Consider the following 14,289-nt stretch of genomic DNA (forward strand, 5'->3'; position numbering starts at 1 on the left):
AGACGAAGATCAGGAAAGGCACAAGAACGCGAATTGTCGGTTGAGGTGGGCCGCTTGGTCGGTAATGATTTTTTGCCACCTTTGATCCGCACATGAATGATTCGTTTCAAAGTCTTCGTCCGACGGTAGCCGTTCTTGGTTGCGGCTGGCTGGGGTTGCCCCTCGCCAAGGCTCTCGTGGCCGACGGCTACTCCGTGGGCGGCACCACCACCACGCCCTCGCGTGTGCTCACAATGCGCCATGCCGGCATCCGGCCGTATCTGCTGAGTCTGGGGGGCAAATTCACGGCTACCGACCGCGACACCCTGCACACCTTGCTTAGCGGCACCGATGTATTGGTACTCAATGTGCCCCCACGCCGTGGCGCCTCAACCAGCAGCTATTCCAACCTGCTGCACCCCGTAGCCGAAGCCGTCAAGGCTTGTCGCGTAAGTCACGTGCTATTTGTCAGCTCGACCAGCGTGTACCCCGACGAGCCCCGCGCCATGCACGAAGCGGATGCCCAGGCCGCATCCGACGCTGCTTCCGATATGCTGCGGGCCGAAGACCTTTTTGCCCCCCACGATGCCAGCCAGGGCCAGCCGGGCAATACCGTGGTGCGACTTGCGGGCTTGTTTGGTCCCCAGCGTCCGCCGGGCCGTTTTCTGGCCGGGCGGCTGGATGTGGCTCAGGCAAACGCCCCTGTCAACCTGATTCACCTCACCGACTGTGTGGGTTTGCTTTCGGCTATCATTCGCCAGCAAGCCTGGGGATACACGTTTAACGCGTGCGCCATCTCCCACCCCGTGCGCGGCGACTTCTATCCGAAAGCTGCCCGGCAGTTGGGTTTGCAGCCGCCTGATTTTCGCCTGGACGATGCCCTGGGGGGCAAAACCATTGACAGCACCTTGATTCGGCAGACCCTGGATTACCGCTTTCAACACGACGATCTGGAGGTGGCACTGGCGGCTTGCTAGCCTTACTCCCATTGCTTTGGGGAGAGATTTTAGGCAGCGGGCTTCGTATCTTTGAGTTGTGCAAACTCTTTCTGATTCCAACACCGTAGCCGTGCTGGGCGGGGGCGCGGCGGGCTTTTTCGGGGCCATTGCCTGCGCCGAAGCCAACCCACGCCTAATGGTGTATCTTATTGAAAAAACCGGCAAGCTGCTGAGCAAAGTGCGCATTTCGGGCGGCGGACGCTGCAACGTGACCCACGCCTGCGAGTCGCCCACGCAGCTGGCCCAGCACTACCCGCGCGGGGGCAAGCAGCTAAAGGAAGCTTTCCGGGAATTTGATGCCCGCGCCACTATTGCCTGGTTTGAGCAGCGCAGTGTGGCACTCAAGACAGAATCCGACGGCCGTATGTTTCCCACCACCGACTCCTCCGAAACCATTGCCCAGTGTCTCCTCGACGCGGCGCAACGAGCCGGCGTACGCATCCTGCAACAAACCAACGCCGAAGAAATTGCCCCCCAGTCCGGCGGCGGCTTCCATTTGCGGCTTACCGGCGCCCAAGCCCAGGAAATGCAGGTGGCCCGCTTGCTCATAGCCACGGGCGGCGCGCCTAAGTCGGAGAGCTACCAATGGTTGCGGCAGCTGGGGCACACGGTGGCCGAGCCGGTGCCGTCGCTGTTTACGTTCAACGTGCCGGAGTCGCCGCTGCGGGAGTTGCCAGGCGTGAGCGTGCCCAACGTGCGCGTGCGGGTGGCGGGCGAAAAACTAGAGTATGAGGGCCCGATTCTGGTAACGCACTGGGGGGTGAGCGGCCCGGCCGTACTCAAGCTGTCGGCCTGGGGCGCCCGCCGCCTCCACGAGCTAAACTATGAAAGCACGGCGCTGGTGAGTTGGGTGCCGGCGCATACCGAGGAAACGCTTCGCCAGTGGCTGCATACCTTCCGCGACCAGAACGGGCGCAAGACCGTGGAGAGCAACCCCTTATTTGGTTTGCCCCAGCGGCTGTGGCGCACGCTCACTGATCAGGCGGGCATCAGCGCGGAAATGCGCTGGAGTGAATTACCGGCCAAGCTGCAAAACCGATTGATTGAAAGTCTGCTGCGCACACCGCTGCCCGTGCGGGGCAAAACCACTTACAAGGAGGAGTTTGTAACCTGTGGCGGCATCGTACTTGGCGAAGTAAATATGCATACCATGGAAAGCCGCCGGGTACCGGGCCTCTACTTTGCGGGCGAGGTCCTTGATATTGATGGCATTACGGGCGGGTTTAACTTTCAGGCTGCCTGGACTACCGGGTATCTGGCGGGCCGGGCAATGGCAGCAAGCAATTCTTAGTTAGCCAGCACGGAGCTGAACCCTAACACCTTAATTTTTTATTCAAACCATAAGTAGGCACTGTTGACTTGTAAGTGCCTATTATCTCCAATACTGCTGTGCAACGAAAGTAAAAATGGTGCGCCTTTATCCTTTGATAGCAAATCATTACATATTTTAGAAGGAAAGTACCCACTGGCACCGGGTCATCTAGTTTGCCTTGGACTATGGATGCACGCACACGGAACAACGTCAAGGTTATTGGCCAGGGTAAGCAGACAATGATGTTGGTTCATGGCTTTGGCTGTGATCAAAACATCTGGCGCTATATCACGGCGGGCTTATCAGCCAACTATCAACTGGTGCTTATTGACCAGGTCGGGGTTGGCAATTCTGATCTATCTGCCTATGAACCGGATAAATACGCAACACTAAATGGCTACGCGGCCGATATAGTGGAGGTGTGTCACACGCTCGGTCTACAGGATGTTATTCTGGTGGGTCACTCCGTGGGAGCCATGATTAGCGTCTTGAGCGCGATTCAGGAGCCGGATCTTTTTTCAAAGCTGATTCTCATCGGCCCTTCGCCTTGCTACATTAACGACCACGACTATTTTGGAGGGTTTGAGCGGGCTGATATCGAGGCGATGCTAGACATGCTGAATAAGGATTTTCGGGACTGGGCCAACACATTTGCGCCCTTAATCATGGGTAATCCCGAATGTCCTTCTCTTGCTCAGGAATTAATGGAGAGCTTCTGCCGCGCCGATAATGCGATTGCCAAGGAGTTTGCTCGGGTCACCTTTCTCTCGGACAATCGTCAGGATCTGCCCAAGGTACTGACCAAGACGTTGATTCTGCAGTGCTCCTCGGATATGATTGCGCCCGCCGAAGTAGGCGCTTTCGTGCACCAGTCCATTCCCGATTCTAGGTTAATCACCTTGCGGGCCACCGGACACTGCCCGCACTTAAGCGCTCCCATCGAAACCCTGGCGGCCATAGGCAACTTCCTGCATAATGGCAGCTCAGTGAACAGCTCCAGTGCTGTACTAGGCATCGCATAGCCGGATTGCAACCTTGCGGGTATGGACACAGTAAAGCATACCAGTTAATGTTCTACCTATCCCAACCTTACGCCCCATGGATTCCAAAGCAACCCAAGCCCTACTCAACGAACTCGTTCAAACCCTGAAAGACGGCGAAGTAGGCTACGCCACCGCCCTCACTGATGTTGAAGATCAGGACCTGAAAGAGGTATTCAAGAAATACGCCGCCCAGCGCGATGGCTACCTCACGGAGATCGAAGACCAGATGCATCAGCTCAACCTCAAGGCTGAGGAAGACACGTCCATCACCGGCACCGTGCACCGCGCGTTCATCAATATCAAAGCGGCCATTACGAGCAAAGACCGCGAAAGCATCCTCAACGAGTGCGAGCGTGGCGAGGATTACGCCGTAAAAGCCTACCAGACGGCTCTGAAAGCGGAAAACCTGCCCGGCCAGCTGAAGTCTATCATCGAGAAGCAATACCAAGGCGTACGCGAAGCCCATGACACCATCAGGTCTCTGCGCGACGCGAGCAAGAAGTAATACTGGTTTTATAACCACAAAAAGCCCCCCAGACGTTGGTCTGGGGGGCTTTTTTAGTAATACTCGCTGCTATAAGCTGCGAGCATTACTCAGTCTTAACGATCTATTCGTCGAAGTCATTAGTGCTGCGGGGCTTGTAGCCACCACCGGTGCTACCAGCATTGCCGGCACCACTGTCGCCATCGCGCTTGCCTTTATAGCCGCCGCCGTAGCTAGAGCCACCACCGTCGCGGTTACCTTTGTAACCACCACCGTAGCTGGAGCCACCGCGGTTGCCACCAAAGCTGGAACCACCACGGCTACCGCCGCCATAGCTAGAGCCACCTTCCCGACGGTCGCCGTAGCTACCGCCGCGGTTGCCACCGTAGCTGGAGCCTCCTTCGCGACGCTCACCGCCACCGAAGCCACCTGGACCACGACGCGCGGGGCGGTTGTCGTTGGCGCCACCGAAGCCGCCACGACCACCTTCCTGCTTGGCATCACCTTCCTGCACGGGCGTAGCCACGTTGAAGGCAACCGGACGACCATTAATGCTGGCGCGGCCGAGGTTGGCAACAATTTCTTCGGCAAACTCCGAAGGCACTTCCACAAAGCTGAACTTGTCGTAAAGGGCGATGTCGCCTACTTTACCAGCAGTCAGGCCCGTGCTCTCAGCAATCAGATCAACGATATCACGTGGGTGAATCCGATCCTTCTTGCCCATGGTCACGAACATGCGGGTGTAACCAGCACGCGGCGCACCTTGGGTACGACCAGCGTCGAGGCTTTGCTCCACTCGCTTCTCTTCCTTCATGCTCATTTTGAGCAAGGCAGCAGCAATGTCAAGCGAAGTAATTTCTTCGCTCTGATCCAACAAGCGCTGCACGCGGCCTACGTACTTCTCGAGGTTGCCTTTTTCGATGACATCCTTGATTTGGGTCAGGAACAGCGTAGTTTTCACCTCGGTCACATCCTCAAACGACGGAACGCGTTCCTGCTTGATGGTAGCCTTGGTGAAGCGCATGATGTCGCGCAGCTTGTAGATGTCGCGGCCACTCACGAAGGTGAAGGCGCGACCCGACTTACCGGCGCGGCCGGTGCGGCCGATACGGTGCACGTAGTATTCCTCGTCGGCGGGCAGGTCGTAGTTGATAACGGCCTCCACGTTCTCCACGTCGATGCCGCGGGCGGCTACGTCGGTGGCTACGAGGATTTCCAGGGTGCCTTTACGGAACTTATCGAGTGTATTCTGACGCTGCTGCTGGCCCATGTCGCCGTGCAGACCTTCAGCGAAATAGCCTTTGGCCTGCAGGTCGCCCACGATTTCGTCAACCATGCGCTTGGTGTTAGCAAACACGATGGCCGACTTCAGATTGAACATGTCAATCAGGCGAGCAAGAACGTCTTTCTTCTGGGGGCCACGCACCTCGTAGTACGACTGCTCGATGTTCGAAACAGTCATCTCCTGGTGGTTTACCTTCACGATCTGCGGATCTTTCTGATACCGCTTCGTCATTTCCATGATAGGCTTGCTCATGGTAGCCGAGAAGAAAACCGTCTGGCGCTCCTCAGGCATACGCTTGAGAACCGTCTCGATGTCTTCGCGGAAGCCCATGTCCAGCATTTCGTCGGCTTCGTCGAGGATGATCATTTTGCAATGATCCAGCTTCAATGTGCCGCGCTCCAAGTGGTCCATTACGCGACCAGGCGTACCAATTACGATCTGCACACCACGCTCCAGGGCGCGAAACTGACGATCGTAAGATGAGCCACCATAGATCGGCACTACGGCCAAACCTGACTTGTACTTACCTAGCTTCTGAATTTCACCCGATACCTGCACGGCCAGCTCACGCGTGGGGCAGAGAACGAGTACTTGGGTATTGCGTGAATTGGTATCGACGCCTTCGATGGCGGGGATACTGAAGGCCGCCGTTTTGCCGGTACCCGTCTGGGCCTGGCCAATCACGTCGCGACCTGCGAGCAGCGCGGGAATTGCCTCTGACTGAATCGGCGAAGCCTCTTCGTAGCCGATTTCGGTAATTGCGCGTTGCATTTCTGTCGATAACGACAGTTCTTCAAATTTTACTTTTTCCATGTTGTCTTTAGATGGAATGAGATGAACTAGCTCTGAAAACAGCAGATTCAGCGACGTTCTTCACCCACACTCTCAACAACGACAAGCGACGGAAGCAACGGACGGAAGACGGTGACGGCCAGAAATTTACAAAAAGCAGCCGTAGCTGCGCGGAACGGGGCCATTCTCAAATGCGGGTGCAAAGATACGATTTTATTTCGTAAAAAAGCCCCCCAGTGTCAAGTTTAGCTCTCTTAGCCAGCCTTGGGGGGCAAATTGAATGGTACGCCAATATTCTGCTTTACCTACTGTGAGGTGCTATAACACCATTTAAAAATTCGCGTTCCGCTATAGTCGAGCATATTTATGTACAGGCAATTTCTGCCGCATAAATCACGTAGTATTAGTGATTTAGGATTAAGATTAAATTGCGTTAGATCACACTCCTTCGACTCCGCCTAGTTCCAACCGGATTTCGTTTTCCCAAACGCCATCCGCTAGCTTCTTTTTCTATGACTTTTGAAGAAACCATTGCTCAGCTTCGCGCCCTAGGCTCGGAACAAATCCGCAAAACCTATCAGCGCCACGGCAGTGGGCCAAATGTTTATGGAGTGAGCTTTGCCAGCTATGGGGCGCTGAAAAAGGAGTTTGTGGGCCGTGGCAAAGACAAATCGCACGCCCACGCCGTAGCCCGGCAACTGTGGCCTACTCAGAATATCGACGCGCAGTCGTTGGCTACTATGATTGCCGATCCGCAGCAGCTTTCGGAAGCAGAGGCAGATAGTTGGGCTCAGGATATTCACTACCACGTCCTCGCCGATTTATTTGCCGCGCTGGTAGCCCAAACGTCCTTAGCACCAACCAAAGTAGCGCAATGGACCGCCGCGTCCGACGAAGGACATCAGCGCATTGGCTACGCTTTGCTCAGCCGCCTGGCATTGGATAACCAAGATGTGTCGAACGCCTACTTCGAGGGCTATCTGCCGCAAATGGAAGCTGCGATTCACCAAGCGCCCAACCGCGCCAAGGAAGCCATGAATACCGCGTTTATCAGCATCGGGAGCCGCTCGGAGGGCCTGCGGGAACTAGCAGAGCAGGCCGCCGACCGCATTGGCGAAGTAGTTATTGACCACGGCGACACCAACTGCCAAACCTTCGACATCCGCGATTACCTAGCCCGCGTGTGGAGCCGAAAGATGAATGTTGCGGGCAAAAAATAACTTGCTTACTACTTAGAGCGTGTTTAGAAATTTGGCGAAACACCGTTTAGGTCATGCTGAGCTTGCCGAAGCATTTCTACTGGTTGGTATAATTAACAAAGCGGGAGAGATGCTTCGGCAAGCTCAGCATTACAATACTCAAACACACGCTTATATAAGTGTGGCAGGCACGCTTACGGAGTGGCATCCGCTGTTGACAGCATTACGGCGCTAGTAAAGCAAGGAAGCGTTATTGTAGCACGGAAGCGGGAGGATGTGTATTCAACCGAACGCCAGAGCGTGCCAGCCGTTGTTAGCAACAACTATTCTGTTACGCTCATGTCCGAACCCACGCCTGCCTTCCGCTTTTCCCGCCTGATTACCGTCGTAGCCTCCGACATTGACGAGCTAAACCACGTCAACAATGTGCAGTACGTACAGTATGTGCAGGATACCGCGGCGGCGCACTGGCTGACCGCCATCCCTGAGGGCGAGCGGGAGCAGTATATCTGGGTGGTGCTGGAACACCGCATCCGCTACCACAAGCCCGCGTTTTTGGGTGAGGAACTGCGCTGCACTACTTGGGTTGGAGAAGTGCGCGGGGCCCAGTCCCAGCGCTTCGTACGCATCGAGCGGGCCGCCGATAACGTGCTGCTCTGCGAAGCCGAAACCCAATGGGTGCTCCTGGACCCGAAGTCGCAACGGCCCAAGCGCGTGGAAGAGGACGTGAAGAAGCGGTTGTGGGAGCCGGTGGGGTGATAGGTCTGCCTAAAGTGGTCAAATAATATGACTACTCTTTTGCAAATTATGTCTCGCACAGAGTAATCGAATGTTATCAGACCTTAAAGACGTCCCGCCTTTTGAGAAAGGCAGAATGTGATCAAAGTGTAAATTATCATCGCTACCGCACTGGGTACATTTTCCATTATCACGTTTCCATACCTCCAGTTTGACCGAGGTAGGTATCATTCTATTATGACTAATATCTTTTAGCTCCTCTACTCTCTTGTTCTTCTGATTTATGCTTTTATCGGTCACATTTAGCTTGAACTTAAAAACCTTTCTATTCTCTAAAGTTGACTCTTCAACCCAAGCGTCGATCAGTTCAAACACGCCATTATACACCCAGATACCATCTTTTATTTTCTCATATACCTTGACAAGCTCCGGTAAGCCACCCTTTTTAAAGGCCTCTGCCGCCTGAAAGAACTTACCGTTTTGCGTCAGTTTCCCGCTGGGCAATGTCATGGGCTGATCTACTGTCTTCGGACTTGGTGATTCATTTTTTGGAACATCATGTCCTTCGTAAATGAGTATTTCTCCATTATCCTCAGTTCTATCAGCATAAGGAGCACCTTTCCGTACCGACATTAATATCACAGTTGTCCCACCACCTACTTGAAAATTCATTCCTCTTTGTAAAGAGTATCCTACTTCAAGGCACATCTCATTGTAAGAGATTATATCTCCGGGTTGTGTTATGGTGTTTATGGTCATTGAGCCTGTGATAATTCCCCTTAATAGCTGCTTGTAACATCTGCGGCAAATCTTAGCCGATTGCGCATTACGGAGCAATCTACCCAAACCGGCTGTAGTGCCACTACTTCCGCTTTACTTTTGCAAAAAAGCCCCCCGATCCTCCCCAAAATGCCCGCCACCTTCCGCATCTATTCTTCTTCCGCCGGCTCCGGCAAAACCTATCAGCTTACCAAGGAATACCTGAAGCTGGCGCTGGGGGCCGATGATCCGGCTTACTTTAAAAGCATTCTGGCCATTACGTTTACCAACGATGCGGCCGGGGAGATGAAGGAGCGCATTATTGGGGCGCTAAGGCGGTTTGCGTACCCCACAGCCGAAAACCAGGACGATGCGCTGCTGCGCGATATTGCGGCGGAGTTGGCCGCCGAGGGTCAGTTTTCGCGCCTCGCCGAGACGCCCCAGGAGCAACAGCAGGAGTTGCGGCGGCGGGCGGCGGCCACGTTTCGGCTGGTGCTCTACCACTACGCCGATTTTGCCGTCAGCACCATCGACTCCTTTGTGCAGCGCATTGTGCAGGCCTTCACGCGGGAGTTGGGTCTGCCCGCCACCTTTGAGGTGGAGCTGGACGGCGACGCGGTGCTGCAAAGCGCCGTGGCGTTGCTGCTCGACAAAGTAAACCGCGACCCCAACTCGGCCCTGCTTTCCCGCTCCTTGGCCGACTACGCCCTGAGCAAAGCCGAGGAAGGCCGCAGCTGGAACACCCTCCCCGACGAGCTGGTGCAGTTTGGTCGCTTCCTGCTCTCTGAGCCCGTGCACGAGGCCGTGGAGCAGTTGCAGAAGATGTCGCTCCAGGATTACCGTCGCCTCCACGAGACGCTGCGCCAGCGCAAGGAAGCCATTGAGCAGCAAGTGCAAGCTGTGGCCACCCGCGCCCTGGCCACCCTCGACGCGGCCGGCGTAACCGACGCCGACTTATACCAGGGTAAGAATGGCATCATCGGCTATTTCACGAAGTGGGACGAGCGCCTGCAGCCCGACAAGGAGGCCAACAGCTACGTGCGCGCCACCATGGAGCAGGACAAATGGTACAGCGGCAAAGTAAAAACCGCCGCCGACAAGCAGCGCGTCGACGCCGTGAAGTCGGATTTGACGGATGCTTTCGTGGAGTTGGAAACCCTGCGCGCTACTCTCCTACCCGATTATGTGCTGGTGAGCGGCATGATGCCCTACCTTTTTCATGTGTCGCTGCTGAGCGAGCTGAGCAAGGCCGTGGACCAGCTCAGCCGCGAGCGGGGCGTGGTGCTCATCGCCGAATTCAACCGCCGCATTGCCAGCATTGTGCTGCGCGAGCCGGTGCCGTTTCTCTACGAGCGTCTGGGCGAGCGGTACCTGCACCTGCTGATTGATGAGTTTCAGGATACGTCGGTGCTGCAATGGAACAACCTGCTGCCGCTGGTAGAAAATGCCGTGTCGGGGGGTAATTTGAGCCTGGCCGTGGGCGACGCTAAACAGGCCATTTACCGCTGGCGGGGCGGCGAGATGGAGCAGATTCTGCGTCTGCACAAGAATGAAACGGAGTATCTGTACGGCCGCGTCGCGGACGATGAACTGCGCAGGCTGTTAGAGGATCGGTATTTCACGCTGGATCAGGCTTTGGAGCCTAAGAATCTGAATGTGAATTATCGTTCGGCGGCGGGGATTATTGCGTTTAATAACTCGTTTTTTGAGTTCGTGAGCAAGGGGCACGAGGGGTTGCCGCTGGTGGGGGGCATTTATGACGAGGAGTTTGGGCAGGTAGGACCTGGTGCTTCACAGCCTAGTCCATCAGCTACCGGGGTTGGTCACGTGGAATTACTCTTCACCGAAGATGCCGCGCCCGCCCGCCGCTACTCTCCTGCCACCGGCACCTATTCCGACGAGCCCCTCCCCGGCCTGCCACCTACGCACCTGCTCGATTACGAGGAAAGCACGCTTTACCTCACCCTACAACTCGTAGAGCAAGCTCTGGCCGATGGGTTTCGGCTCCAGGATATTGCCGTGCTCTGCCGCCGTCGCGACAGTAGCCGGCGAGTCGCGAAGTTTTTGAAGGAGCGTGGCTACCCCATTATTTCGGCCGATTCGTTGTCTCTGGAATTTGCGGAGGTCGTGAATCTGCTGGTGGCTGTGTTTCGGGTGCTTAATCAGCCGGCTGATACGCTAGCGCGGGCCGAAGCTTTGTTGCTGGTGGATAAAGTTGTGCGACATTTGCCCCCCACGCCGGCCCGCGCCCGCCATATTGCGGAGCTGGCCAACCACGAGAAAGCTCTGCCCTTCTTCGACGAGCTGCGTGCCTTGGGCTACGACGTGCAGGAGCGCGAAACCGGCAACCTTGGCCTCTACGAGCTCACCGAGCGCCTCATCGGCATGTTTGGGCTGCTGGGGCGCAATGCAGAAAGCGAATACCTCTTCCGCTTCCTCGATCTGACCCTGGAGTTCAGTCTGCGCTTCGGCAACAACCTCAATAACTTCCTGGCTTACTGGCAGCAGAAGAAAAGCTCTCTGAGCATCAACGCCCCCGCCGGCCGCGACGCCATCACCATCACCACCGTCCACAAAGCCAAGGGCTTAGCCTACGGCGTGGTCATTGTGCCCTTCGCCGACTGGAGCCTGACACCCCACCGCAACACCTTGCTTTGGGGCCGCCTGACTGAAGAGGAAAAGCCAGTACCAGAAATGCCCCCCATAGCCGTCGTCAGCCAGACGCAAGCTTTGACTCGAACCCCCTTGGCCCAGCAATACACGGAGGAATTGGAAAAGACCTTCCTCGAAGGCTTAAACATGCTTTACGTGGCCTTTACCCGCCCGCGCCACCGCCTGTACGCCATCAGCCGGCGGCCTAAGCCAACGAAAAGCAGCACCTCGCGCTCCGCTGAGACAGAAATGCCCCCCAGTGAGCAAGCCAAGACTATAGCTGAGTTGTTGCATCGCTACTTGCTCAGCACCGATCAATGGGACGACGAGCGTACCGCCTACGTGCTATCCGACGCTCAGCATCGGGTGCCGGCCGTAAAAAGCAACGCGGCCACGACCAGCAATTGGCCCCTGCTCAACCTTACCAGCACACCTTGGGAAGAACGGCTGCGCCTGCGCCGACATGCCAATACGGTCTTCGATTTCGACGACCAGCAGGTGCAGCGCGAGTGGAACCGCAAGCTCCACTACGCTTTGCGCCGCACCATCCTGGCCGCCGACGTGGAGCGCGTGGCCGCTCACCTCGTGGCGGAGGGACTGGTGAGCACCAAAGAGCGTCCTGTGCTACTGAAGCTGCTGAGTCGCACGGTAGAAAACCCGCAATTGACGCACTACTTCAGCCGCGCAGTATCAGCCGAGACAGAGCGCGAAATTCTGATTGGGGGCGTCCCCCGCCAGGATTACAAGCCCGACCGCATCGTGTTTGAGCCCAATGTGGGCCCCGCGCCCGGCCGCGTAACGTTGATCGATTTCCGTATTCCGCCACCCGAGCCCCAGCACCGCCGCCTGCTTCAGCAGTATGGGGGGCTTTTCAAGCAGCTAGGCTACACCGATGTCCAGCACGTTCTCTATTACTTTGATTCAGAGGAGGTAATTATCTTTTAGGCCCTCAAAACACTTGCCACAATATTTAGTATTATTACTATTTATTTTAGCAATTAATGACGTTATTTGGGCGTCAGGTTTTCTTATTGCTCACCCATAAAAAAGCCCCCCAATGGCCGAAAACCGTAAAGCCGCGCTTGGCTTCATTTTCATCACGCTGCTGCTGGACGTAATTGGGTTCGGCATTATCATTCCGGTGCTGCCTACACTTATTCGGGAACTGACGGGCGGTACGCTGAGCGAGGCGGCGCAGTACGGCGGCTGGATGCTGTTTGCGTTTGCGGGCATGCAGTTTCTGTTTTCGCCGGTACTCGGCAACCTCTCCGACCAGTACGGCCGGCGCCCGGTGCTGCTGTTTGCCTTATTTGGGTTTGGGCTCGATTACCTGTTTCTGGCCTTCGCTCCTACCGTGGGCTGGCTGTTTGTGGGGCGCATTATTGCGGGTATCACGGGCGCCAGCTTCACCACTGCCTCCGCCTACATCGCCGATATAAGCCCCCCTGAAAAGCGGGCCCAGAACTTTGGGATGATTGGAGTGGCTGCTGGCTTGGGCTTTATCATTGGGCCAGTAATAGGCGGCTTATTGGGTCAATTTGGTCCACGAGTACCTTTTTTTGCGGCTGCGAGCCTGACAATGCTTAATTGGCTCTACGGCTACTTCGTTCTGCCTGAGTCACTGCCCGTAGAAAACCGACGACCATTTGACTGGAAGCGGGCCAACGCCGTGGGCACCTTGAAGCAGCTGCGGCGCTACCCGGTTATTCTAGGACTGGTGGGCTCTATGCTACTGCTTTACATTGCGGCCCATGCTACCCAAAGTACATGGTCCTATTATACCATGTATAAGTTTGGCTGGAACGAGGCCTGGGTTGGCTATTCACTTGGTGCTGTGGGCACAATGACGGTGCTGGTACAAGGACTACTTATTCGGATTGTCAACCCACGCTTGGGGCCTAAGCGCTCGGTACTGGTCGGTATGACGCTGTATGCTATTGGCTTCACGCTGTTTGCATTTGCCTCGAAAGGGTGGATGATGTTTGTCTTTCTGGTACCATACGGCTTAGGTGGCATTGCAGTGCCCGCTTTACAAGGCATTATGTCGGGGCTGGTGCCAGCCAATGAGCAGGGCGAACTGCAAGGCGCGCTAACTAGCGTAATTAGCGTCACGTCCATTGTAGGGCCGCCGCTAATGACCAACCTGTTCTCCTACTTCAGCGGGCCGCAGGCGCCGGTGCACCTTCCGGGTGCCGCGTTTCTAACGGGGGCCGTGCTTACGGTCGTGAGTACGCTCTTTGTTATGCGCTCGCTGGCGGGCTACGTGCCGCCCGCGGATGCAGTACCCACCGAAGACGCAGTTATTCCAGATCAGGACCTTGCGTTGAAGGGCGGTGAAGCCTAGAATCTTCGAGGTTTTATTCCTCCCTGGTGGTACCTAAACAGAGCGCCCCGGCATGCCGGGGCGCTCTGTTTAGGTTGTGTAGTGCAGTATGTATTTAACAGCAGGCTAAGCCTGATTGCTGCTGTTACTGATATTCTTCACCGCTTTTATCACCTCTGGCACGGCCAGCGCCACCGAGGCGACGGAGGCCACCGTAGCTACCTGACAGTAAAAGCACAAAGCCTTGTTTTCGGCCCACTCTTCCTGCCCCAGCTTCACGGCCGTCAGCGTATCGCCCAGCGTTTTGAGGCCCATGGCAATGGGCAAGGCGGGAACCTGCGCTGCCCGGTTTTTGCCCCCCGCCCCGGCCAGCCAGGCCGTAATGCCGTAGCTCACGATCATCATCAGGGCATCGGGTGTGTCGAAGCGCTTGTAGGCGTAGTCGGAGGCGTCGACTTTGGACGAGTTGAAAAGCCCCCCAGACGGCGGATCGGGCAGGGTTTTGATGATGCCGGTTTGGTAGAGGCCCACAATCTGGCCGGCGGCGGCGCCGAGCATGGAAAGGCCCACAATCCAGCGCCGACGGTTCAGGTCGGGCGTGTCGGCGTTGCGGAGCTCGTCGCTTAATTGGGTCGGATTCATAGCATTGAGGTTAAAGGCAGATAGATACACTTTGGCGTACGCGCATCAGTGAGGGTAAGTTGGGCGGAAGATTCAGGGCAGAA

At 56.1% G+C, this 14,289-nt stretch carries 11 protein-coding genes; 8 read left to right on the forward strand and 3 right to left on the reverse strand.

Features of this window, described 5'->3' with window-relative positions; all coding sequences use genetic code 11:
• The first annotated feature begins 92 nt into the window (after window positions 1-92).
• The 4 genes from IEW06_RS14960 to IEW06_RS14975 all read left to right on the forward strand — a co-directional run bounded on the left by IEW06_RS14960 (window position 93) and on the right by IEW06_RS14975 (window position 3,837).
• Window positions 93-956, forward strand: coding sequence for an NAD(P)H-binding protein (locus tag IEW06_RS14960; RefSeq protein WP_187731988.1), 864 nt, complete (start codon window positions 93-95; stop codon window positions 954-956).
• 58 nt (window positions 957-1,014) lie between these two features.
• Window positions 1,015-2,268 (forward strand): BaiN/RdsA family NAD(P)/FAD-dependent oxidoreductase, encoded by a 1,254-nt coding sequence (locus IEW06_RS14965; RefSeq protein WP_229743137.1) that lies wholly within the window; start codon window positions 1,015-1,017, stop codon window positions 2,266-2,268.
• Window positions 2,269-2,474: 206 nt separating this feature from the next.
• Window positions 2,475-3,311, forward strand: a complete 837-nt coding sequence (locus IEW06_RS14970) for an alpha/beta fold hydrolase (RefSeq protein ID WP_187731987.1) — start codon at window positions 2,475-2,477, stop codon at window positions 3,309-3,311.
• 76 nt (window positions 3,312-3,387) lie between these two features.
• Window positions 3,388-3,837 carry a PA2169 family four-helix-bundle protein gene (locus IEW06_RS14975; RefSeq protein ID WP_187731986.1) on the forward strand — a complete coding sequence of 150 codons (450 nt, stop codon included), beginning with the start codon at window positions 3,388-3,390 and terminating at the stop codon, window positions 3,835-3,837.
• Window positions 3,838-3,940: 103 nt separating this feature from the next.
• Here IEW06_RS14975 and IEW06_RS14980 read toward each other — a convergent pair whose 3' ends face one another.
• Window positions 3,941-5,914: a DEAD/DEAH box helicase gene (locus tag IEW06_RS14980; protein ID WP_187731985.1), complete on the reverse strand. Its 1,974-nt coding sequence runs from the start codon at window positions 5,912-5,914 to the stop codon at window positions 3,941-3,943.
• 491 nt (window positions 5,915-6,405) lie between these two features.
• Here IEW06_RS14980 and IEW06_RS14985 point away from each other — a divergent pair, with 491 nt between their 5' ends.
• Both IEW06_RS14985 and IEW06_RS14990 read left to right on the forward strand, forming a co-directional pair.
• Complete coding sequence (locus IEW06_RS14985) at window positions 6,406-7,113, forward strand: DNA alkylation repair protein (RefSeq protein WP_187731984.1); 708 nt, start codon at window positions 6,406-6,408, stop codon at window positions 7,111-7,113.
• 180 nt (window positions 7,114-7,293) lie between these two features.
• Window positions 7,294-7,851: an acyl-CoA thioesterase gene (locus IEW06_RS14990; protein ID WP_188548522.1), complete on the forward strand. Its 558-nt coding sequence runs from the start codon at window positions 7,294-7,296 to the stop codon at window positions 7,849-7,851.
• 18 nt (window positions 7,852-7,869) lie between these two features.
• On the opposite strand, the gene IEW06_RS14995 is transcribed toward IEW06_RS14990, so the two are convergent.
• Window positions 7,870-8,502, reverse strand: a complete 633-nt coding sequence (locus tag IEW06_RS14995; protein ID WP_187734318.1) for an HNH endonuclease — start codon at window positions 8,500-8,502, stop codon at window positions 7,870-7,872.
• A 237-nt stretch (window positions 8,503-8,739) separates the two neighbouring features.
• Between IEW06_RS14995 and IEW06_RS15000 the strand changes: the two genes are divergently transcribed.
• Together IEW06_RS15000 and IEW06_RS15005 are read left to right on the forward strand one after the other, a co-directional pair.
• On the forward strand, window positions 8,740-12,186 hold the full coding sequence (locus IEW06_RS15000; protein WP_188548523.1) for a UvrD-helicase domain-containing protein: 3,447 nt from the start codon (window positions 8,740-8,742) through the stop codon (window positions 12,184-12,186).
• A gap of 112 nt (window positions 12,187-12,298) precedes the next feature.
• On the forward strand, window positions 12,299-13,585 hold the full coding sequence (locus IEW06_RS15005; protein WP_187731979.1) for a TCR/Tet family MFS transporter: 1,287 nt from the start codon (window positions 12,299-12,301) through the stop codon (window positions 13,583-13,585).
• A 105-nt stretch (window positions 13,586-13,690) separates the two neighbouring features.
• Here the strand turns inward: IEW06_RS15005 and IEW06_RS15010 are convergent, their stop codons facing one another.
• The gene (locus IEW06_RS15010) at window positions 13,691-14,206 is read right to left on the reverse strand and encodes a vitamin K epoxide reductase family protein (protein WP_187731978.1); all 516 of its coding nucleotides are present in this window, start codon (window positions 14,204-14,206) and stop codon (window positions 13,691-13,693) included.
• Window positions 14,207-14,289: the final 83 nt, after the last annotated feature.

The sequence above is a fragment of the Hymenobacter qilianensis genome, from assembly GCF_014638675.1.
In the GTDB taxonomy this organism is placed as follows: Bacteria; Bacteroidota; Bacteroidia; order Cytophagales; family Hymenobacteraceae; genus Hymenobacter; species Hymenobacter qilianensis.

What these genes read in the sequence shown, in the direction of transcription:
- IEW06_RS14960 (WP_187731988.1), top strand. Translation starts at nt 93, where the DNA reads ATGAATGATTCGTTTCAAAGTCTTCGTCCGACGGTAGCCGTTCTTGGT.
- IEW06_RS14970 (WP_187731987.1), top strand. Translation starts at nt 2,475, where the DNA reads ATGGATGCACGCACACGGAACAACGTCAAGGTTATTGGCCAGGGTAAG.
- IEW06_RS14975 (WP_187731986.1), top strand. Translation starts at nt 3,388, where the DNA reads ATGGATTCCAAAGCAACCCAAGCCCTACTCAACGAACTCGTTCAAACC.
- IEW06_RS14980 (WP_187731985.1), bottom strand. Translation starts at nt 5,914, where the DNA reads ATGGAAAAAGTAAAATTTGAAGAACTGTCGTTATCGACAGAAATGCAA.
- IEW06_RS14985 (WP_187731984.1), top strand. Translation starts at nt 6,406, where the DNA reads ATGACTTTTGAAGAAACCATTGCTCAGCTTCGCGCCCTAGGCTCGGAA.
- IEW06_RS14995 (WP_187734318.1), bottom strand. Translation starts at nt 8,502, where the DNA reads ATGAATTTTCAAGTAGGTGGTGGGACAACTGTGATATTAATGTCGGTA.
- IEW06_RS15000 (WP_188548523.1), top strand. Translation starts at nt 8,740, where the DNA reads ATGCCCGCCACCTTCCGCATCTATTCTTCTTCCGCCGGCTCCGGCAAA.
- IEW06_RS15005 (WP_187731979.1), top strand. Translation starts at nt 12,299, where the DNA reads ATGGCCGAAAACCGTAAAGCCGCGCTTGGCTTCATTTTCATCACGCTG.
- IEW06_RS15010 (WP_187731978.1), bottom strand. Translation starts at nt 14,206, where the DNA reads ATGAATCCGACCCAATTAAGCGACGAGCTCCGCAACGCCGACACGCCC.